Origin of the sequence: Lactobacillus equicursoris DSM 19284 = JCM 14600 = CIP 110162 (assembly GCF_001434815.1) — a bacterium.
Lineage (GTDB): Bacteria > Bacillota > Bacilli > Lactobacillales > Lactobacillaceae > Lactobacillus > Lactobacillus equicursoris.
This window is the reverse complement of sequence record NZ_AZDU01000016.1, coordinates 1-18,847: the sequence shown is the minus strand read 5'-3', so window position 1 is coordinate 18,847 and position 18,847 is coordinate 1. Positions and strand designations below refer to the sequence as shown.

The window sequence follows — 18,847 nt, the reverse complement described above, 5'->3', positions numbered from 1 at the left end:
TGTATTAATATTTTGTTTTAGATTTTTATATTACTGCTTTAGCCAATCATTAACTGCTTGAACAATCTTTTCCTGGCAGTCTGGATCATCCAAGGGATCAAACCAGGTTACCGGCAATTTGTTTCTAAAGTAAGTCAGCTGCCGCTTGGCATAGCGCCGTGATGCAGTCTTCAGCTTGATCACGCACTCTTCTAGCGTGGCCTCCCCTGCAAAATAAGGGAAAAATTCCTTGTAGCCGATCGCCTGCAAGACCTGGTGCTCTTTGGCCCGGTTGTCATAAACAAAGCGAGCTTCGTCCAATAAGCCTTGGTCCATCATCAGGTCAACTCTTTGGTTGATTCTCTGGTAAATCTTGTTCCGGTTGCCGTTTAAGCCCACGATCAAGTAGTCATACCGGGGTGGAATCTCCGCTTGCTGGCCGGAAAAAAGCTGCCCGGTGCGGCTAATGACGCTGAGGGCTCTCAAAGCCCGTCTGGAATTGGCAACCGGCACCTTTTTGGCTGCTTCTGGATCACGCTTGTTTAATTCTTCCCAGAGAGCCTGGGGGCCATTTTGGGCCAAAAATGCTTCCCATTCTGGGTCCACGCTTTTAGCTTCATCTTCCTTGTCACCCAGCTGCATTTCGTTTAATAAGGCATTGACGTAAAAGCCGGTCCCCCCTGCCAAAATCGGCAGCTTACCCTTTTGGGCAATCTCGCTAATCGCATCTATCGCTTCATCGACAAAATTTTTAACCGAGTAGTCGTCAAAAACGGAGTGCTGGTCAACCAAATAATGCTTAATCTCGGCTTGCTCAGCCGGCGTGGCCTTGGCCGTGCCAACTGCCACTTCTTGGTAAACCTGCATGGAGTCGCCTGAGACAATTTCGCCGTTTAACTCCTTGGCCAGGCTAATGGCTAAACTGGTCTTGCCAATGGCGGTGGGGCCAACGATGGCCAGTACTTTCTGCATAGTTCTTCCATCTTTCTACAAAATCAAATAAAGATCAAAATCAAGAAAAAGCAAATATGAAAAAAGCCTGCATGACAATTCTCAGCAGGCTTGAAGTCTTAATTTTTTGAGCTCTTCTTGCGGCCATCCCACTGAGAGTAGCCATCCTTCAGGTAAAAGACCTTGCTAAAGTTGTTCTTGTGCAAGATGTTTGCGCAGCGCAAGGTCATGGTCAAAGAGTCTGAATACAGGTATACAGGCAAGTCTGGCCGCAATTCCTTAAATTGATACTTGAACATGGTGTAAGGGATGTTGCGGGCTCCATCGATGTGCTCACGCTTGAAAGAATCGGCTTCTCTAACGTCAATGATTTGAGCCTTGTGCATGCCGGCCCGGAATTCTTCGTTAGTGAGGCTGCCGCCAAGACGCTTGGACTGGATCCGGGTATATGCCCAAAAGCCCAGCATGGTCAATAAGATAACGCCCAAGATGACGTCAAGAACGATTAAAAAACTACTCATTCAAAAAACTCCTTTGATTTCAGTAACACTTCTTATGATACCGCTAAAAGCCTTCTGGGGCTACTAGTCCAAGCGATTTTCTTTTTCTAGTTTTTCTTCGTATTCATGCTCGTGTCTTAAAACCAGCTTGGCATTCAAGTAGACTTTCTTTTCCAAGATGCCGGCTTTATACAGATTGTCTAGTTCAATGGCCATCAGCTCAATATCCCACTTGCGCTTGCCGACATGAACCAAGATGCCATACTTTTTTAACAGCTGCTGGACATCATACAGGGTTTTCAAGGTTTTCATAGACTAACATTCATCCCCAAGCGTAAAGTAACTACAACGTAAATCACGATGCCGGCTGCGGCCAATACCCGGCCCAGCCGGCCATAGTTTTGGTAGGTCCGGTCGCCTAAGGCAATGGCGAGCAGCCCCCCGCTGATCAAACCGCCTAGGTGCCCCAAGAGGTCAACATCCGGCATAAAGAGGTCCAAAACAATGTTGATGATGGCTAGGGCTAAAGCCTGCCGGCCCAAAAAGCTCAAAATGTCGCTCTCGCGGTTTTTAAAGCCAACGCAGGCCATGGCCCCCAAGATCCCAAACAAGGCGGTTGACGCCCCAGCGCTGATTGCTTGGTCGCTGCCAAAGGCCAGGGTCAAGAGGCTGCCACCCGTACCTGACAAAAGGTAGAGGACTAAAAAGCGCCAGTGGCCAAAGATCGGCTCAGCGTATTGGCCGATATAGTAGATCATGATGGCATTTGACGCGATGTGCATGATCCCAATGTGTAAAAATTGGGCCGTAAACAGACGCCACCACTGCCCCTCAACGACGACTGCCGGATTGTACATGGCCCCCATCTTTAAGAGGACCGAGGTGCTCTCAGAGCCCCCAATCAGGGTTTCAGCGATAAAGACCAAAAACAAGACCGCCACGATCCCGAAGGTCATATAATTGCGTTTCACATTTTCCATCATTTGTTCTTCCTCCCTTTCTTTGGCTTTATTTTACACTTCTTCGTTATTTTCTGCTTCTTGTCGCTTGATTTCTTTGACAATGATCAAGTCGTCAAGCGGAATATCAAAACTTTCCTGCGGCCAAAGCGGCTCTTCAAAGTACATCCCTGAATTGACAAGAGAAACTGTCTTAAACTGATAGTCTTTTTGGTACTTAGCCAAAAAGCGGTCGTAGTAGCCCCCGCCAAAGCCAATCCGGGCCTTGCCCTCTGGGCTAAAGCCAAGCCCCGGCACAAAGAGCAGATCTAAGTTATTTTTGATCGGGGCTTCTTGACTGGCCACCTCTAAGACGCCAAACTTGGTCTCTTTTAACTCGCTGCCCGCCTCATAAAAGACAAAGTCCATCTGCCGATTTGAGTAGCAGCGGGCGATGTAGACCTTTTTGCCCATTTTTTGCAGGCTTGCAATCAAGGGCAAAGTATTGACTTCAAGGGGCAGGGAAAAAGTTAAGCCAATATTTTGGGCTTTTTTGACCCAGGGATGGCTTAGCGCCAAATTCAGCAATTCTTGATCTTCTGCTTTTTTCACTGGGCTTTTAGCAAAAGTAATTAGCCTGTTTCTTTGCCAAGCCCGAAATGCTTTTTTATCCATGGTCTGCCTCTTTTTCCTTCTTGCCGACCTTACTTTCTCCATTTTGATTTTGAAATCAGGAAAAACTAACAAACTATATAAAAAAAGCAGGTCTTTCGACCTGCTATCTTTTATTACTTAGTCTCGCGGTGAAGAGTTACCTGTCTTTCAACTGGGCAATACTTCTTCAAGGTCAAACGTTCCGGATGCTTACGCTTGTTCTTCTTAGATAAGTAACTTCTGTCGCCACATTCGGTGCATTCTAAAATGATGTTTTCTGCCATTATTTTCACCACCTACAATTTAATATCTGACTGTACAATTATAGCATTTACTTTGTAAAAGAGCAAGGTTTGTTCTAAACAAACTTACTTAGAGCTGAATTGCCCCTTGTGCATCTTGTAGTAAGTCGTCACCATGGCCTTGGCCATGTTCTTGTTGTATGAACCTTCTAAGTCAGGGTCGATGCCGGCCAAGACGATGGCAAAGGCAATCTGCGGGTTATTCGAGGATGCCCAGCCAACCATGGTTTCGTTGATCAATTCCGTATCGGTTGACTTGCCCGTCTTGGTGTTGTAGTAGAAGGTCTGGGCCGTCCCCGTCTTGGCAGAAATCGACGGCTTGACATTCTTCAGGGAATGAGCCGTCCCCCAGGCGTTAGATCCGTGGACAACCTGGTAGAACCCTTGCTTGATAACCACTAGTTCATCTGCCGTCCATGGAATCTTCAGCTGGACGGTTGGCTTTTTATTGTAGTAAGCGTAGAAGTGCTTGCCGTCGCTGCTCGTATGACCAATTGACTGAACAACGTATGGCTGCATCCGGTAGCCGCCATTAGCAATGGTAGACACGTATTGCGCCAACTGGATTGGGGTATAGGCATCGTAGTTACCATAGGATTCGTCAAGGACGGACCCAGAAAGGATGACCCCCGTTGAAGAGTCATAAGATGAACCTTCAATCCCGGAACTTTCACCTGGCAGGTCGATCCCCGTCTTTTGCCCCAAGCCAAACATCTTGAAGTTGTTTCTCAAAGTCTGGAAGGCAGTTTGGGGCATGGAGATATACTGCTTGGCTACGTAACTAGCCTTGATCCACTTCAAGGTCAGCTGCATCATGTAGATGTTGGAAGAAACTTCCAAGGCACTGGTTGCTGATAAGGAGCCGAAAGTCCCAACTGGGTAAACAGACTTCTTTACTGGTGACCCTGGCAGGTAAATTGTCGTATCAGGCAAGGTGTTGTTGGTTGGGGTAATGACCTTATTGATCAAACCACCAGCCACCTGTGCCCCCTTAACAACAGACCCCATAACAAAGGACTGGTTGATGGTGCCTAAGGCATTGTCAGTAATCTTCTTGGTCGTTGGGTCATAGCTGATCCCCGACATAGCCAAAACGGCCCCGGTATTCGGATTTATCGCTACGGCATAGGCCCCACTAGACAGGCTGGCTGCCCCAGCGCTTAAAGCCGCGTTAAACTGGGTCTTTAAGGCCTTGGTAACGGCAGCCTGGTATTTGGCGTCAATGGTTAGCTTTAAGCTAGCCCCGGACTGCCCCTTGTAAGCTTGCTCGGTCTTGGTAATCTTGTTGCTGGAGTCGCTGGTTACCTTGTAGGTTGCCTTGGTCCCCTTCAAAAGGGCCTCGTATTCTTTTTCAAGATAAGAAGTCCCGACCCGGTCGTTTCGCGAGTAGCCATTAACCAAGTAGTACTGGAGGTTGTCGCTTGGCAGACCGGTCTTGGTCGTTGAAACCGAGCCGATGATACTCTTAATGGAAGAACCATTTGGATAGTAGCGATTCCAGTCGGTCCCAATGCCAACGCCTGGCATGGAGGACAGGTGCTCGCCAACTTGGGCCATTTCCGTGTTGGTCAAGCCATTTGACTTCAAGTTGATGGTGGACAAGGTAGACGTCCCCGACATCTTGTTATAAAGAAGCGCAGCCGTCTTTTGCTTGGTCGTCAAAGTTGGCTTGATCTTAGTCTCAACATAGGCCACCTCGTAATTGTTGACCTCAGACGTTGACAAAGAACTCTTCTTTTGCGACTTGGGCAAAGCGTTATAAACCTTCTTGGCTCTAGCTGAATCAGCTAGGTAGTAGTCAGCAATCTGTCTTTTTGTCGGCTTTTCGTCCGTAATTTTTATATAATTACTTAAGGTGTTTGCCACTTGGTACATTTCTTTAGAAGTTGCTGATAGACTTCTCATGTAGGTAATGGCGTTTTCGGCCTTGTTGCCGACCAAAACCCGGCCTTGGGAGTCGTACATGACCCCCCGGGGAACGGATTTGGTCATGGTCGATTCGTCAGTCGAATTAACTTCTGAAGAAAAGCGCGTCCCATAGATCAGCTGCAGGTAGGCAAGTTGCCCGACCAGCGCCGCAAATAAGATTAAAATGACCCCGACAAGAATTTTCATTCTTAAAGGAGTGTTCGCGGTTTGACTCTTGTTGCCAGTTCCGCTATTCTTTCTAAAATAACTCACGATTAATCATCCTCACTAAGCTATTGTCATTTTAGCAAAAAGCAGGGAACAATTCTATCTTCAAGAAGGGGAGTTAGCTAATTCTTAATGTACTTTTCAAATAAAAATCCTTTTAAAAAATTCAGCGGCAACCAAGTCTTGCTGTCCATTATCGCCTTTACCCTGCCAGCCCTCTTATTTGCGGGCTACTTTTTAAGCAAAAAGGGCAATGTCTTAACGGTGGACCTGGGCCAGCAGTATGTGGACCTCTTAGCCTACTACCAGCAAAATTTCCTAAAGCATCCCTTAAAGCTGATTTACAGCTTCTCAAGCGGCCTGGGCGGCTCCATGCTGGGGACGGACAGCTACTACCTGCTCAGTCCCTTTAACCTGCTCTTGCTCCTTTTCCCTCAGACCCTCTTGCCCCAAGCCATTCTCTTGGTGATTTCTACTAAAGTCGGGACGATCGGCCTTAGCGCCTTTTGGGCTTGGCGGAAAAAATTCGCGCTGAGTGACGAATACCTGCTGGCGGCCAGTTCCGCCTTTGCCCTGTCCGGCTTTGTCATCGCCAATAATTTAAATTTGATGTGGCTGGACAGCCTAATCTTGCTGCCTTGGCTGGTTTACGCCATTGACCAGCTTTTAGCCGGGAAAAAGAGTCACTTGCTTATCATCACCTTTTTGACCTGGCTTACCAACTTTTACACCGGCTACATGACCCTACTCTTTGGCTTCCTTTATTTCCTGTGCCAGTTGGCAATTATTCAGGAAAAAAGAAAGAGCAAATTCTTCGCCTACCTAAAGGCTAGTGCTATTGGCAGCTTCTTGTGCGGAATAGTCCTTTGGCCAACCTTTATCGAGCTTTTGGCCGGCAAAACCAATGCTGACGTCAAGTGGACGCTAAACTTCCAGTTCCCGCCCTACCAGCTTTTAGCCAAATTGGTCAACGGGGCCTACTCCTTCCACGAAATGTCAGACGGGATGCCAAATATCTTTATCGGGGCTTCCTTTACCCTCTTGGCGATTCTTTTTTGCTTAAGCCGTGAATTTTCCAAACGGGAAAAATTAGCTAAAGGCTTCCTACTGGCCTTTTTGCTCTTGTCCTTGTCCTTTACCCCGCTGGTCTTAATCTGGCACCTGGGCCAGTTCCCAGTCTGGTATCCGGGCCGCTTCAGTTTTGTAGTGTCCTTTTACGCCATAAACCTCGCCCTCGAAGCCATGGACCGGCAAAAGAAGTTCAACATTAAACAAAAGATCCTGGCGGCTGTCTGGTCGGCAATCATCTGCCTGTACCTGGGCTTTAACCCCAACAAGTTCAACTTTGTGACCAAAAATGGGCAGATCGCAGCCATCTTGTTTAACCTTGCCAGCCTGCTCTTTATCGGCTTTATCTATGGCTACAGCCGCTTTGGCCAGCACTTTTTCCTAGCCTTAGTCGCCTTTGACCTGGCCCTTAACCTCTTCTTCTCCTTAAATGCCATTTCCTACCAGGAAAACCAGAACTACAGCAAGTTTGCCAAAAACGTCAACGCTGCCACCAACTACCTGGCCAAGAAGGACTCCGGCTTTTACCGGACGGAAAAAGCTTTCAGCCGGTCAGATGACGATCCTTTTACCGGCAGCTATAACGGGATCACTACCTTTAACTCAATCAGCAACCACAAGACCTCCAACCTGCTGGCTAACCTGGGCTATGTACATAACAGCAACTCCTACGCCAACCAAGGCGGCACCCTCTTTACCGATGCCTTCTTGGGGGTGAAATATTACCTTGAGCCCAATTATTCTGACGACCAGGTAACGGCCAAAGCCCGGATGCCTTATGACAACCTAAACCACCGAGCTGACCTCGATCTTTACTATCCAAGTCAGCAATTAAGTCAGCTGAGCATCTTGCAAAATCAGAATGCGCTCCCGCTCATTTTTGCCAGCCAGAGCACATCTAGCAAGATTACTTTTGTCCAAAATGATCCAGTGGCTAACCAAGAGGCCCTTTGGACCGGCCTTGGCCTCAATGGCCGCCTCTTTAACCAGGTGAGCCTGCCCCAAGTCCAGTTAAACAATCTCACGGTCAACAAGAGCAACCCCTTGATCTTTAGCAAGAAAAAGGACAACAAGGAAGCCTCGGTTACCTTTACCTTTAAGCCAAGCGACCAAAACTCCTACTACCTGCAATTGCCAGATGCCTTTAACTTTGACAATGCCAGCTTGACGGTCAACGACATCTATTACGATTTTGAAAATCGGGATGATCAAATCCGCCTGGTCAATATCGCTGCTAAGAATCAAAAGACCACGATCAAGGTCACCTTTACCTTGGAAAAAGACAGTCTGGACTTAACTGGCCTGGTCTTCTGGCGCTTTGACAACCAGGTCTTTGAGCAGGGGATCCAGCAGCTGCAAAGTCCCAAGCTGAGGCTAACCCAGTCCGGCTTGACCATTAAGAGTCAAAAGTTCACGACTAGCAAAAAGCTCTTTGTTTCGACCATTCCATATTCTAAAAACTGGCTGGTCTTTGATCATGGCCGCCTGGTCAAGACCAAGCTCTTTGCTGGCGCCTTCTTAAGCTTTAACCTGGCCAAGGGCAGCCACCAGCTGACTTTGCTCTACCTGCCAACCAGCCTCTTGGTGGGCCTGGCCATTAGCTTACTAACCTTAACCTTTTTGCTGATATGCAAAAAGCTCAAGAACTCCGTTTGGAGCTCTTGAGCTTTTTCTTTTGCCTTATTAAAGATGACTATGCCTAGTCTTGGCTAGTGCGAACGTCGTTGATGACAACGTCGTAGCTGACGCCAGCTTGGTCAACATTGATCTTGACGGTTTCGCCCTTCTTGTGGCCCAAAAGTGCCTTGCCAATTGGGGATTCGTTTGAAACCTTGCCGTTGAAAGGATCTGATTGGCTGGAACCAACGATTTCGTAGGTTTCAGGTTCATCGTCGCCAACTTCAGTGACAGTGACAAACTTACCGATACTTACTTCGTCAGGGTCAACAGCGTCAGTGTCAACGACAACAGCGTACTTCAGTTGTTCAGAAACGGCATCGATTCTTTCTTCCAGCCGCATTTGTTCATCTTTGGCTGCATCGTATTCTGAGTTTTCAGACAAGTCACCGTAAGAACGTGCAATCTTCAAGCGTTCAACGATTTGTGGACGCTTCACGAACTTCAAGTTTTGTAATTCTTCTTCAAGCTGCTTCTTGCCTTCGGCAGTCATTTCATACTTTTTTTCTGGCATGATTTGAATTCTCCTTTATTTAGCGCTTATGCAATGTTAAATATTAGAGTTTAATTGCAAGAATGTCAACCTTTAACGGATGGTTGCAGACAATTTTTCTTCAAGAGCGGCTTGAACTTGATCCATGGCCTTGGTAACTACAGCGTCGGTCAAGGTGTCCTTTTCGTTCAAGAAGGTCAGGCGGTAAGCCAAGCTCTTCTTGCCCTTTGGCAGGTGGGCGCCTTCGTAAACGTCGATCACGTCAACTTGGACCAGGTACTTACCGGCATTGTCCTTGATTTCGGCTTCAACGCTAGCGTCCGTTACGTCTTGGTCAACTAAAATTGACAAGTCCCGTTCAACGGCTGGGTACTTCGGAGCTGGCTTAGACTTGACGCCCTTATTCATCAGCGGCAGGATCTCGTCCAGGTTCAGTTCGTAAACGTAGATTTCCTTGCCCAAGAAGTTCTTGTCGGTCATGGTCAAAATTGGGGCAATTTGGCCAATCAAGCCGACATACTTGCCGTCAATGTAGATGGCAGCGGTTCTGGTTGGGTGCATCCCCTTGATGGCTTCAGCCTTGTATTCAACGTCAGCCTTAACGCCGGCCATTTCCAAAAGGTCTTCCAGTTGCCCCTTGACGTAGTAGAAGTCGATCTTTTCGTCTTGGTGTTGCCAGTTGCTTTGACCAGCAAGGCCCACGTACATGGCAGCCAGGTGTTCATGTTCGTGGTAGTCGCCGCCTTCCATGTCGTAAACTCGACCATTTTCAAAGATTTGCAGCTCGTTTTGCTTTCTAGCAAAGTTGTAAGCTGCCGTGTCCAAAAGGCTGCAGATCAAGTTTTGCCGCATGGTGGTTCTAGCAGAGTTCAGTGGCCAGTTGACCATGACCTTGGCCAGAGGCTTTTTAACAAAAGTCGTCGCCATTTCTTCGCTGGTCAAGGAGTAGTTGATGGTTTCAGACAGGCCTTGGCCTTCTACCAAGTTACGGAGGTGCCGCACCTTGGTTTCTTCTTCAGTGTAGCCGCCAGCCAGTTCGCCCGTTTCTGGGTGGGTGGACTTGATGTTGTCATAGCCGTAGATCCTGCCGACTTCTTCAAAGAGGTCAGCGTCGATGAAGATGTCCCAGCGGCGGTTTGGCACCGTTACCGTGTATTCGTCGCCATTAGTAGTAATGCCGAAGTTTAGCTTGTGGAAGATTTCCACGATTTGGTCCATGGACAAGTCGGTACCCAAGATCTTGTTGGTCCGAGAAGCGGTAGTGGTGATCACCTTTTCTGCCTTGACCGTGTCAGTCGCCTTCAAGGTGCCTTCGTCAATGGTGGCATCAGCGTTTTCCTTTAGCAAAAGGGAGCAGATATCGATGGACTTTTGAGTCGCATCCCAGTTGATCCCCTTTTCAAACAAGGCAGAAGCGTCAGTACGGTTATCGTGGCGCAGAGCCGCCTTCCGGGTCAAGGCTGGGTCAAAGATGGCAGCTTCCAAGATGACGTCAGTCGTGTCATCCTTGACTTCAGAGTTGAAGCCGCCCATGACGCCGGCCAGGCCAAATGGCTTTTCGCCATCGGTGATGACGATGTCTTGTGGGTCTAAGTCGATCAACTTTTCATTGAGCAGCTCCAGCTTTTCGCCTTCTTTAGCCAAGCGCACTTCGATCTTCTTAGTGTCAGCAAACATTCTGGCATCGTAGGCGTGCATTGGCTGGCCCGTGAGCAGCATCACGTAGTTAGTCGCGTCAACCACGTTGTTGATTGGCCGAATGTTGGCGTTCCAGAGTCTTCTTTGCAGCCAAAGTGGACTTTCGCCGATCTTGACGCCGGTAACCTTTCTCAGGTAATACTTAGGCGCAATCTTTTCATCAGCCACAGCAGTGAAGTCGCCGGTCCAGTCTGGGCCATCAGCTTGCACGCTGACTTCTTCAATTTTTGGCTTTTGGTCGATCAAGGCCCCAACTTCAAAGGCGGCCCCTTCCATGGAAGAAGTGTCGGCCCGGTTTGGCGTGATGTCAAAGTCTAAAACGTAGTCATCCATGCCCAAGGCTTCAAAGACTGGCATGCCTGCTTTTAAGTCAGGATCGTGGAAGACCCAGATGCCATCAGCGTATTTTGGCGGAACCACGCCGTCAGCAAAGCCCAGTTCTTGCAAGCCGCAGATCATCCCGTCTGATTGCACCCCGCGGATCTTGCCCTTCTTAATCTTGCCACCTGGCAGGTGGGCACCTGGCAAGGCCACGATCACGTCTTGGCCGGCTGCCACGTTTGGTGCACCGCAAACGATTTGTCTTGGTTCGTCTTCGCCCACGTCAACCGTGGTCTTGTTCAAGTGGGTGCCTTCGATTTTTTCACAAGTCAGGATGTGACCAACAACCAGCTTGCTTAAGCCGTCCATTGGGTGAACGGTTGAGGCGATTTCGACGCCGGACCGGGTCAATTTTTCAGCTAAGGCGTGTGGGTCTACGCCATCCATCTTTAAAAAGTCTTTCAACCAATTGTAAGATACTAACATTAATCTTCCTCCTGACGGAATTGTTGTAAGAAGCGGACGTCATCACTGTAGAAGTCACGGATGTCATCGATGCCGTACTTCAAGATTGCGAAGCGGTCAAGTCCCAAACCAAAGGCAAAGCCGCTGTAGACTTGTGGGTCAATGCCGGCTGCGCTTAATACGTTCGGGTGGACGATCCCGGCACCTAAAACTTCGATCCAGCCGGTTTGCTTGCAGATTGCGCAGCCCTTGCCGCCGCATTCAAAGCAGGAAACGTCCATTTCAACGGATGGTTCGGTGAATGGGAAGTAGCTTGGACGCAGACGGGTTTCGCGGTCTTGGCCAAATTCGTGCTTGGCAACCAGTTCCAAGGTCCCCTTCAGGTCGCTCAAAGAAATGTTCTTGCCGACTACTAGCCCTTCCATTTGCATGAATTGGTGGGAGTGGGTAGCGTCGTCATCGTCTCGGCGGTAAACCTTACCTGGGGAGATCATCTTTAAGTCGCCCTTTGAGAAGTCGTGCTTTTCCATGGTTCTGGCTTGAACAGGGGAAGTCTGACTCCGCAAGAGGTGGTCATCGTCAACGTAGAAGGTGGCCTGCATGTCCCGGGCTGGGTGGTCCTTTGGCAGGTTCAGCATTTCAAAGTTGTAGTGTTCACTTTCGATTTCAGGCCCCTGCACCACTTGGTAGCCCATGCCGATGAAGAAGCGTTCCAGGTCATCTTGAATGATCCGGATTGGGTGCTTTGAACCCATGTGGCGGCGCCGGCCTGGCAGGGTCACGTCGATTTTTTCTTCTTCAAACTTGGCTTCGATAGCCTTTTCAACCAAGGCATCCTTAGCTTGGGACAGGTTTTCGTTAAAGAGGTCACGAAGTTCGTTGACCTTTTGCCCAACTTCCCGGCGCTTTTCTGGGGCAACGTCCTTCATTTGGTGAAGAATTTCAGTCAATTCCCCCTTCTTGCCGACCAGCTTAACGCGGACGTCGTTTAAGCTCTTTTCATTTTCTGCTTCTTTGATATCGTTCAGCCCTTGCTCGCGCAATGCCTTTAAGCGATCAAATAAATCCATGTACTTTTTCCTTTCAACAAAAAAAGCCCCGTCCCCAAAAGGGACGAAGCTTCGCGGTACCACCCTAGTTTAGGCCAAAAAGACCTACACTCTTGACCTAGTAACGGTGGTTAGCCGGAATTGATTAGATCCTACTCGCAAGATGAAATTCACAAGCCTTGCCTTAGTTTCCTTTCAGTTGCCAAGAAACCTCCCTGTTAAAGCTCAGCCTTGCTACTAGTCTTGTTCTTAGTAATTAATTAATAGGATAGGCCAAATTTTAATTAATTGCAAGCAGATTTTTAGATCCACTTATCGGCCCATTCATGAACTTGATTAAAAACTGGCTTAAGTTCGGCCCCTTTTTGAGTCAGAGTGTACAAGACGATTTTACTGTCTTCATCCTTTGACCGCTTGACAATGCCGTCAGCCTCCAGTTCTCTTAGTCTTTCAACTAGGACCCGGTCTGAACAAGCGCCAACTGCGTGCGCTAAATCCTTAAACCGCATGGCCTTGGTGTCGCACAGGGAGCTGATAATCAGACCGTTCCACTTCTTGCCGATAATCTCAAAAGCCTTGACAAAGCGTACGCACAATTCATAGTTTTCTGCTTTTTCACAGCAAGGCGTTTCTTCTTGGGTTGATTCTAACATCATCCGCGTCCTTCTTTCGTCAGTATTATCCATGTCTTATATTTAAGCATAGTTTACTTACCAAATACAAGCAAAAAGACTTAGCTGAAGTGGTAGATCATGATGCCGGCAGCAACGGCAGCATTTAAGGATTCGGCCTGGCCCTTGATGGGGATGTAGAGCTTTTCGTCAGCCAAGGCCGCGATGTCAGTAGATACGCCATGAGCCTCGTTGCCGATGATCAGGCCCAGCTGGGGCACTGGGGCAAAGTCGTTTAGCTGCTTGGCATTTTGGTCCAGCATGCTGGCGTAAACGGGAATGTCGGCATTTTGGAGCTGGCCAATGGCATCAGCCAGGTCCTGCTTAATCAAGCTGATATGGAACTGGCTGCCCTGCATGGACCGCTGCACCTTGGGGTTATACAAATCAACCGTCTGAGGCGACAAAATCACCCCGTCAAAGCCGGCTGCGTCAGCCGTCCGGATAATGGTTCCAACATTGCCTGGATCGGCTAAATCGTCCAATAAGACCCATTTGCCGTAAGTAAAGGTAAATTGGCCAGGCTGCTGCATCTTGACCGTCATGAAGACGTCTTGTGAGTTCTTGGTTGAGCTGAGGTGCTTAGCCACGTTGTCGCTGATCTTGATCAGCTTGTCATCATCTAGGTCAAAAGGCAAACTGCTTAATTGGGCGAGTGCCTTTTCCGTAGCCAGGATCTCTCGGTACTTAACGTGAGACTTCAGGGCTTCTTCCACCAGGTGGAAGCCTTCGATCAGGTAATACCCGGTCTCTTCCCGGTACTTCTTTTTTTCTAGCTTGCTAATGGCCTTAATTTGGGGATTGTTGACTGATGTTCTTTCTTCCATGTTAAAATACTCCTTAGAGATACTATTTTAATCAGAATTCATTGAAAAAGCAAAAAGACAAGTAAGTAAAGTTTAGAAAAGAAGGTCTTACAAATGGAAACTTGGCAATTTTTAGCCCACGGCATCGTGCAGGGGGTCGGCTTTCGCTGGAGCGTGCAGCTGTTAGCCCAAAAGTTGGGTCTGCCTGGCACGGTTAGAAACAATCCAGATGGAACAGTCACGATCGTTTTACAGGGGGAGCCCGAAACTTTAAGAAAATTTAAAGAAGAGCTCCCAAGCGCGTCACAATTTGCGAAAATTTCCCGTTTAGATGTAAAAGTTCTGCCAAAAATGGAAAAAATGCATTCTTTTCATGTATTATATTAAGCGTATCCTAGTTATTTGGAGAGAACTTTTAAATGAAAAAAATCAAAAAATACCTTTTTTCGGCAGCGGGTTTAGCTGCCTTGATGGTACTCTTGTCTGGCTGCGCTAGTCAAAGCACTAAATCTGGTGCCTTAAAGGCACCAACTAGTGGTCCTTACCACTTGATCTACCAATGGATCGGGCTGCCCTTGCAGCACATCACCGTCAATCTAGCCCACGCCATCGGCGGGACCAACGGCGCCGGCTGGGCGATCGTCATCATCACCTTGGCCGTCCGCGTGATCATCATGCCGCTGATGCTGAACCAGCAGCACAAGGCTACCCTGCAGCAGGAAAAGATGCGCCGGGTGCAGCCACAGATGGCACTTTTGCAAGAAGCCATGAAGACCAAGGGCATGACGCCAGAGCAGCAAATGGCTTTGAGCGGCCTGCAAAGAGAGATCTACTCAAAGAACGACATCTCCATGACTGGCGGGATCGGCTGCTTGCCGCTGCTCATTCAAATGCCAATCATGATCGGGATTTACCAAGCTGTTGCCTACTCTAGCGACCTGGCTAAGTCCACCTTCTTCGGGATTTCTCTTTCAAGCAAGTCCATGCTTTTAGCCATCATCGCCACCGTTTTGGCTTTGATCCAAAGCTACATTTCCTTGATTGGGATCCCAGAAGAGCAAAAGAAGACCATGCAGGCAACCATGCTGATGAACCCAATCATGACCCTGTTCTTTGCCATGTCCTTCTCCGGTGCCCTGGCCCTTTACTGGACGGTCGGCAACCTGGTCATGGTCATCCAGCAAGTGATCACCACCTTCATTGTGCAGCCTCATGCTAAAAAGCGGATGGAAACTGAGCTGAAGGACAAGCCAATCGTGGAAGTTGTTACCAAAGCTAAGATCGATGAGATCTTAAAGCCAGCTGACAGTGCCGCTACACCAGTTGCTAAGGCCAAGATCAGCCAAGAACACGCTGACCTGCGCAAGCGTAATCAAGGTAAGCAAAAACGGAAGAAATAAGATATTAAAACGGATCTGCCGGACGGCGGATCCGTTTTTTTGCTGTGTGATGGCGCGGTGTAGTGTCGCAGTGTGGTGCCGTCAGCCGGGGTGGACTTTGGTTGGAGTCGCCACCAAAGTGTGTTAACTGAGATGGACTTTGGTTGGAGTCGCCCCCAAAATGTGTCAACTGGGGTGGACTTTGGCGAATATCGCCCTCGATGTATAGCAACCGGATAGATTTTTACCGAAAATCGCCCTCGATGTATGTCAACCGGATCGATTTTTGCCGAAAATTGCCCCCGATGTATGTCAACCGGATCGTTTTTTGCCAATAATTGCCCCCGATGTATGTCAACCGGATCGTTTTTTGTCGAAAAACGCCCCCGAAGTATGTCAACCGGATCAAGTTTTACCGAAAATCGCCCCCAATTTATGTCAACCGGATCGATTTTTGCCAATAATTGCCCCCGATGTATGTCAACCGGATCGTTTTTTGCCGAAAATTGCCCTCGATGTATGTCAACCGGATCGATTTTTGCCGAAAATTGCCCCCGATGTATGTCAACCAAGTTTGGTTGAGTCAACTCGGGGGCGAAAAAACGGAAAATCGGGACCGGTTGAGGCATTTCGGGGGCAGAAAAACGGAAAATCGAGACTGGTTGAGTCAACTTGGGGGCGAAAAAGCACAAAATCGAGAACGGTTGAGTTAACTTGGGGGCGAAAAAGCACAAAATTAGGACCGGTTGAGGCATTTCGGGGGCGAAAAAACGGAAAATCGGGACTGGTTGAGGCAACTTGGGGGCGAAAAAGCACAAAATCGAGAACGGTTGAGGCATTTCGGGGGCAAAAAAACGGAAAATCGAGACTGGTTGAGTCAACTTGGGGGCGAAAAAGCACAAAATCGAGAACGGTTGAGTTAACTTGGGGGCGAAAAAGCACAAAATTAGGACCGGTTGAGGCATTTCGGGGGCGAAAAAACGGAAAATCGGGACCGGTTGAGGCAACTTGGGGGCGAAAAAGCACAAAATCGAGAACGGTTGAGGCATTTCGGGGGCAAAAAAACGGAAAATCGGGACTGGTTGAGTCAACTTGGGGGCGAAAAAGCACAAAATCGGGACCGGTTGAGGCATTTCGGGGGCAAAAAAACGGAAAATCGAGAACGGTTGAGGCATTTCGGGGGCAAAAAAGCGACAAAATGAGGCCGGTTGAGTCAACTTGGGGGCACGCCGCAGCACCCACATCAACCACCAAAAAAAGAGCCGCACATGCGGCTCTTTACTAATCTTTACTAATTCCTTCCGGCAAGGCTGCTGGCTTTTCACCATTGCCTTCAGCTTCCTTCTCCTCTTGCCGTTTTTCCAGGCGCTTCACGTCTTCATCGGTCAAAACCGGGAAGGTGATCCGGAACTGACTGCCTTGGCCCAGAACCGACTCAACGTCGATGGTGCCATGGTAGGATTCAACCAGCTTTTGGGCGATGGACAGGCCTAAACCGTTACCGCCCTTTTCTCTCGTTCTGGCCTTGTCGACCCGGTAGAAGCGGTTGAAGATCTTCTTCTTGTCTTCATCTGAAATCCCTTCACCGTAGTCTTGGACCACGATCTGCATCTCCTGGCCTGATTGACCAGCCGATACCAGGATTTCCTTCCGGTCGGTAGAATACTTAATCCCGTTGTCGATCAAGATGATCAAAATCTGTTCCAGGTGCCCCTGGTAGATCTGGATCTTGGTGTCAGGGTCCAAGTCTTCCACTTCTAGTCCAATCTTAAAGTCGGGGTGGACCATCCCCATGTCGCCGACCACTCTGGTCAGGACTTCCATTGGCTCAGAGATAGCGTTTGGATAGTGGACGCTGATCTGCTCAGCCCGGGTCAGATCCAGCATTTCCTGAATTAGGTGCTTCATCCGCTCAGCTTCTGAAATTGAAGCATCGATAGATTCTTCCAAAATCTGCGGATCGTCTTTCCCCCACCGCTTCAGCATGCTGAGGTGGCCTTCGATAACCGCCACCGGCGTCCGCAACTCATGCGACACGTCACTGACGAACTGCTTTTGCTGCTCGATGTACTTTTGCATCCGGTCCAGCATCATGTTAAAAGACAGTGCCAGTTCTTCCAGTTCATCATTCCGGTTAAGTTCCGGAATTCTGGCAGTACTGTTCGGGTCATCATTGACTTCCCGGGCCACCTTGGACATGGTCTTGATCGGCTTAACGACGCTGCGAACCACCAGGTAAGAGACAATGATGGCCAAGACTACCGCTAGGATCGACAGCCAAAGCATGATGCTCAAAGTCCGGCGAATCAAGCGATTATGGGCCGTCATGGCGTTTTTGACCACGATGTACCCAGTCAGCTTGCCGGTCTTGCGGCTCCTTACCTTGCGGTAAACGTAGAGAATGCTCTGCCCCTTAGAATTTTCCTTGACAACCGACTTTTGCTCATCTGAAAACTTGACCAGCTTCGGCGTGCTTTCCCCGTTATGAAAAACGATCTCGTTACGCAAATTGTAAATGGCCACCGTTACATCTGGATTTGTCACCGTACTCAAGACCGAGTCGTTAAAAGTGCTGGTCGTATTATTGTTGTCAGAAAAAGTTGGTCCACCCTTCAAAATCCGCCGGGTATTGGGCGAGAGCTGCTGGACCACGTTGGCGATTTCTAGCTCGCTGTCAATCCCCACCAGCCGCTTTCTCAGGACCTGGACGATTTCATCAGCGGTGTCTTGTTGCTGATTCAGCGATTCCTGTCTTACGGTGTTATAGACCACTGCTGAAAAAACAAGAAAAGAGACCGCAATCGTCATGGCGACGATGCTGACCCATCTCACAATCAGTGAAACGCGTCTGGTCCCTTCTTTGCCGCTATTAGAGCGATTTTTAAACATTGTCGTCCTCATCTCTTACCATGTAGCCAGTTCCGCGAACGGTCTTAATGTAAGATGGCTGACCTGGAATGTCGATCTTGTTGCGAAGGTAACGAACGTACACTTCCACAACGTTGGTTTCAATGTTGGATTCAGGTCCCCAGATCTTGTTCAAAAGCTGATCACGGCCAACAACGTTATTCTTATTTTCAATCAAAGTCATCAAGAGGTTGTATTCCCGCTTGGTCAGGTCAACCGTCTTGCCATCACCGCGGTGGACGATCCGATTAGCAGTTTCAATGGTCAAGTCCTTAAACTTAACTACCTTTTGGCGAGGAAGCTTGTCTTTAGAAGCATCCTTTTCGATCTTGACCCGGCGAAGTACTGCACGTAAACGGGCCAAGAGTTCTTCAATAGCAAAAGGCTTCACGATATAGTCGTCTGCCCCGTGGTCTAAGCCTGACACCCGGTCGATAACTGAATCACGGGCGGTCATCATGATAATTGGCGTCGTCTTAGTTTGCCGAACCCGGCGGGCAATTTCCAACCCATTCAGGTCTGGCAGCATCAGGTCCAGCAAGATGGCGTCAAAGTCTTCAGCCAAGGCTCGGTCTAAGGCCTTGCGGCCGTTGTTTTCAACAACGGTTTCGTAGCCTTCGTGCTGCAGTTCAAGTTCGACGAAACGGGCCAAGTTCTTTTCGTCTTCAACAATCAAAATCTTCGGCATTCTTAAATCCCCTCATATCCAATGATTATTTTGGGTCTGCTTAATCCAAGTATAATCTCAAATTTTATTCTAATAATTCTAGAATAGCCCAAAATGAACTTTTTAACAAGTCTCCATTAAAAAAATAACTTCTTTCTGTGTTTAACAAGTGATAATGTCTTAAGT

General features: G+C 48.5%; 19 protein-coding genes and 1 other annotated feature. Of the genes, 4 read left to right on the top strand and 15 right to left on the bottom strand.

Translation table 11 applies throughout. The features are described from left to right. Positions 1–30: 30 nt before the first annotated feature. From miaA to FC20_RS04410, 7 genes are all read right to left on the bottom strand, one after another. On the bottom strand, positions 31–951 hold the full coding sequence (gene miaA / locus FC20_RS04440; protein ID WP_008461207.1) for a tRNA (adenosine(37)-N6)-dimethylallyltransferase MiaA: 921 nt from the start codon (positions 949–951) through the stop codon (positions 31–33). 98 nt (positions 952–1,049) lie between these two features. Further along, on the bottom strand, positions 1,050–1,451 hold the full coding sequence (locus FC20_RS04435) for a rhodanese-like domain-containing protein (RefSeq protein WP_008461205.1): 402 nt from the start codon (positions 1,449–1,451) through the stop codon (positions 1,050–1,052). A 63-nt stretch (positions 1,452–1,514) separates the two neighbouring features. Continuing rightward, on the bottom strand, positions 1,515–1,742 hold the full coding sequence (locus FC20_RS04430) for a YqgQ family protein (RefSeq protein WP_008461204.1): 228 nt from the start codon (positions 1,740–1,742) through the stop codon (positions 1,515–1,517). After that, a complete protein-coding gene (locus FC20_RS04425; protein ID WP_039943648.1) occupies positions 1,739–2,410 on the bottom strand; it encodes a rhomboid family intramembrane serine protease in 672 nt (223 codons plus the stop codon). Before FC20_RS04425 ends, FC20_RS04430 begins: the two co-directional genes overlap by 4 nt. Before the next feature lie 33 nt (positions 2,411–2,443). Further along, a complete protein-coding gene (locus FC20_RS04420; protein WP_008461200.1) occupies positions 2,444–3,043 on the bottom strand; it encodes a 5-formyltetrahydrofolate cyclo-ligase in 600 nt (199 codons plus the stop codon). A 113-nt stretch (positions 3,044–3,156) separates the two neighbouring features. Further along, a complete protein-coding gene (gene rpmG / locus FC20_RS04415; RefSeq protein ID WP_008461198.1) occupies positions 3,157–3,306 on the bottom strand; it encodes a 50S ribosomal protein L33 in 150 nt (49 codons plus the stop codon). An 84-nt stretch (positions 3,307–3,390) separates the two neighbouring features. Continuing rightward, on the bottom strand, positions 3,391–5,505 hold the full coding sequence (locus FC20_RS04410; RefSeq protein ID WP_008461956.1) for a peptidoglycan D,D-transpeptidase FtsI family protein: 2,115 nt from the start codon (positions 5,503–5,505) through the stop codon (positions 3,391–3,393). An 87-nt stretch (positions 5,506–5,592) separates the two neighbouring features. Here FC20_RS04410 and FC20_RS04405 point away from each other — a divergent pair, with 87 nt between their 5' ends. Further along, positions 5,593–8,193 (top strand): YfhO family protein, encoded by a 2,601-nt coding sequence (locus FC20_RS04405; RefSeq protein WP_008461954.1) that lies wholly within the window; start codon positions 5,593–5,595, stop codon positions 8,191–8,193. A gap of 34 nt (positions 8,194–8,227) precedes the next feature. On the opposite strand, the gene greA is transcribed toward FC20_RS04405, so the two are convergent. From greA to FC20_RS04380, 5 genes are all read right to left on the bottom strand, one after another. Further along, positions 8,228–8,719, bottom strand: a complete 492-nt coding sequence (gene greA / locus FC20_RS04400) for a transcription elongation factor GreA (protein ID WP_008461952.1) — start codon at positions 8,717–8,719, stop codon at positions 8,228–8,230. Positions 8,720–8,791: 72 nt separating this feature from the next. Beyond that, positions 8,792–11,203, bottom strand: a complete 2,412-nt coding sequence (pheT, locus tag FC20_RS04395) for a phenylalanine--tRNA ligase subunit beta (RefSeq protein ID WP_008461950.1) — start codon at positions 11,201–11,203, stop codon at positions 8,792–8,794. Then, complete coding sequence (pheS, locus tag FC20_RS04390; protein WP_008461948.1) at positions 11,203–12,252, bottom strand: phenylalanine--tRNA ligase subunit alpha; 1,050 nt, start codon at positions 12,250–12,252, stop codon at positions 11,203–11,205. The genes pheT and pheS overlap by 1 nt, the downstream gene beginning before the upstream one ends. Before the next feature lie 36 nt (positions 12,253–12,288). After that, positions 12,289–12,491 (bottom strand) — a binding site (T-box leader). A gap of 42 nt (positions 12,492–12,533) precedes the next feature. Continuing rightward, positions 12,534–12,887: a winged helix-turn-helix transcriptional regulator gene (locus FC20_RS04385; protein WP_008461946.1), complete on the bottom strand. Its 354-nt coding sequence runs from the start codon at positions 12,885–12,887 to the stop codon at positions 12,534–12,536. Positions 12,888–12,964: 77 nt separating this feature from the next. After that, the gene (locus FC20_RS04380) at positions 12,965–13,729 is read right to left on the bottom strand and encodes a TrmH family RNA methyltransferase (protein WP_008461944.1); all 765 of its coding nucleotides are present in this window, start codon (positions 13,727–13,729) and stop codon (positions 12,965–12,967) included. A 93-nt stretch (positions 13,730–13,822) separates the two neighbouring features. Between FC20_RS04380 and FC20_RS04375 the strand changes: the two genes are divergently transcribed. The 3 genes from FC20_RS04375 to FC20_RS10055 all read left to right on the top strand — a co-directional run bounded on the left by FC20_RS04375 (position 13,823) and on the right by FC20_RS10055 (position 15,669). Continuing rightward, positions 13,823–14,095 (top strand): acylphosphatase, encoded by a 273-nt coding sequence (locus FC20_RS04375; protein WP_008461943.1) that lies wholly within the window; start codon positions 13,823–13,825, stop codon positions 14,093–14,095. A gap of 32 nt (positions 14,096–14,127) precedes the next feature. Next, positions 14,128–15,108 (top strand): membrane protein insertase YidC, encoded by a 981-nt coding sequence (gene yidC, locus FC20_RS04370; RefSeq protein WP_008461942.1) that lies wholly within the window; start codon positions 14,128–14,130, stop codon positions 15,106–15,108. Positions 15,109–15,354: 246 nt separating this feature from the next. Continuing rightward, a complete protein-coding gene (locus FC20_RS10055; protein ID WP_156402953.1) occupies positions 15,355–15,669 on the top strand; it encodes a hypothetical protein in 315 nt (104 codons plus the stop codon). On the opposite strand, the gene FC20_RS10320 is transcribed toward FC20_RS10055, so the two are convergent. From FC20_RS10320 to FC20_RS04355, 3 genes are read right to left on the bottom strand one after another with little or no spacing between them, the layout of a single operon-like run. Further along, a complete protein-coding gene (locus FC20_RS10320) occupies positions 15,652–16,338 on the bottom strand; it encodes a hypothetical protein (protein WP_236697632.1) in 687 nt (228 codons plus the stop codon). The genes FC20_RS10055 and FC20_RS10320 overlap by 18 nt on opposite strands. 30 nt (positions 16,339–16,368) lie before the next feature. After that, a complete protein-coding gene (locus FC20_RS04360) occupies positions 16,369–17,976 on the bottom strand; it encodes a HAMP domain-containing sensor histidine kinase (protein ID WP_039943968.1) in 1,608 nt (535 codons plus the stop codon). Beyond that, complete coding sequence (locus FC20_RS04355; RefSeq protein WP_008461935.1) at positions 17,969–18,682, bottom strand: response regulator transcription factor; 714 nt, start codon at positions 18,680–18,682, stop codon at positions 17,969–17,971. The genes FC20_RS04360 and FC20_RS04355 overlap by 8 nt, the downstream gene beginning before the upstream one ends. Positions 18,683–18,847: the final 165 nt, after the last annotated feature.

What these genes read in the sequence shown, in the direction of transcription:
- FC20_RS10055 (WP_156402953.1), top strand. Translation starts at nt 15,355, where the DNA reads ATGTCAACCGGATCGATTTTTGCCGAAAATTGCCCCCGATGTATGTCA.
- FC20_RS04425 (WP_039943648.1), bottom strand. Translation starts at nt 2,410, where the DNA reads ATGGAAAATGTGAAACGCAATTATATGACCTTCGGGATCGTGGCGGTC.
- FC20_RS04355 (WP_008461935.1), bottom strand. Translation starts at nt 18,682, where the DNA reads ATGCCGAAGATTTTGATTGTTGAAGACGAAAAGAACTTGGCCCGTTTC.
- pheS (WP_008461948.1), bottom strand. Translation starts at nt 12,252, where the DNA reads ATGGATTTATTTGATCGCTTAAAGGCATTGCGCGAGCAAGGGCTGAAC.
- yidC (WP_008461942.1), top strand. Translation starts at nt 14,128, where the DNA reads ATGAAAAAAATCAAAAAATACCTTTTTTCGGCAGCGGGTTTAGCTGCC.
- greA (WP_008461952.1), bottom strand. Translation starts at nt 8,719, where the DNA reads ATGCCAGAAAAAAAGTATGAAATGACTGCCGAAGGCAAGAAGCAGCTT.
- FC20_RS04430 (WP_008461204.1), bottom strand. Translation starts at nt 1,742, where the DNA reads ATGAAAACCTTGAAAACCCTGTATGATGTCCAGCAGCTGTTAAAAAAG.
- FC20_RS04435 (WP_008461205.1), bottom strand. Translation starts at nt 1,451, where the DNA reads ATGAGTAGTTTTTTAATCGTTCTTGACGTCATCTTGGGCGTTATCTTA.
- pheT (WP_008461950.1), bottom strand. Translation starts at nt 11,203, where the DNA reads ATGTTAGTATCTTACAATTGGTTGAAAGACTTTTTAAAGATGGATGGC.
- FC20_RS04385 (WP_008461946.1), bottom strand. Translation starts at nt 12,887, where the DNA reads ATGATGTTAGAATCAACCCAAGAAGAAACGCCTTGCTGTGAAAAAGCA.
- FC20_RS04375 (WP_008461943.1), top strand. Translation starts at nt 13,823, where the DNA reads ATGGAAACTTGGCAATTTTTAGCCCACGGCATCGTGCAGGGGGTCGGC.
- miaA (WP_008461207.1), bottom strand. Translation starts at nt 951, where the DNA reads ATGCAGAAAGTACTGGCCATCGTTGGCCCCACCGCCATTGGCAAGACC.
- FC20_RS04420 (WP_008461200.1), bottom strand. Translation starts at nt 3,043, where the DNA reads ATGGATAAAAAAGCATTTCGGGCTTGGCAAAGAAACAGGCTAATTACT.
- rpmG (WP_008461198.1), bottom strand. Translation starts at nt 3,306, where the DNA reads ATGGCAGAAAACATCATTTTAGAATGCACCGAATGTGGCGACAGAAGT.
- FC20_RS04405 (WP_008461954.1), top strand. Translation starts at nt 5,593, where the DNA reads ATGTACTTTTCAAATAAAAATCCTTTTAAAAAATTCAGCGGCAACCAA.
- FC20_RS04360 (WP_039943968.1), bottom strand. Translation starts at nt 17,976, where the DNA reads ATGTTTAAAAATCGCTCTAATAGCGGCAAAGAAGGGACCAGACGCGTT.
- FC20_RS04380 (WP_008461944.1), bottom strand. Translation starts at nt 13,729, where the DNA reads ATGGAAGAAAGAACATCAGTCAACAATCCCCAAATTAAGGCCATTAGC.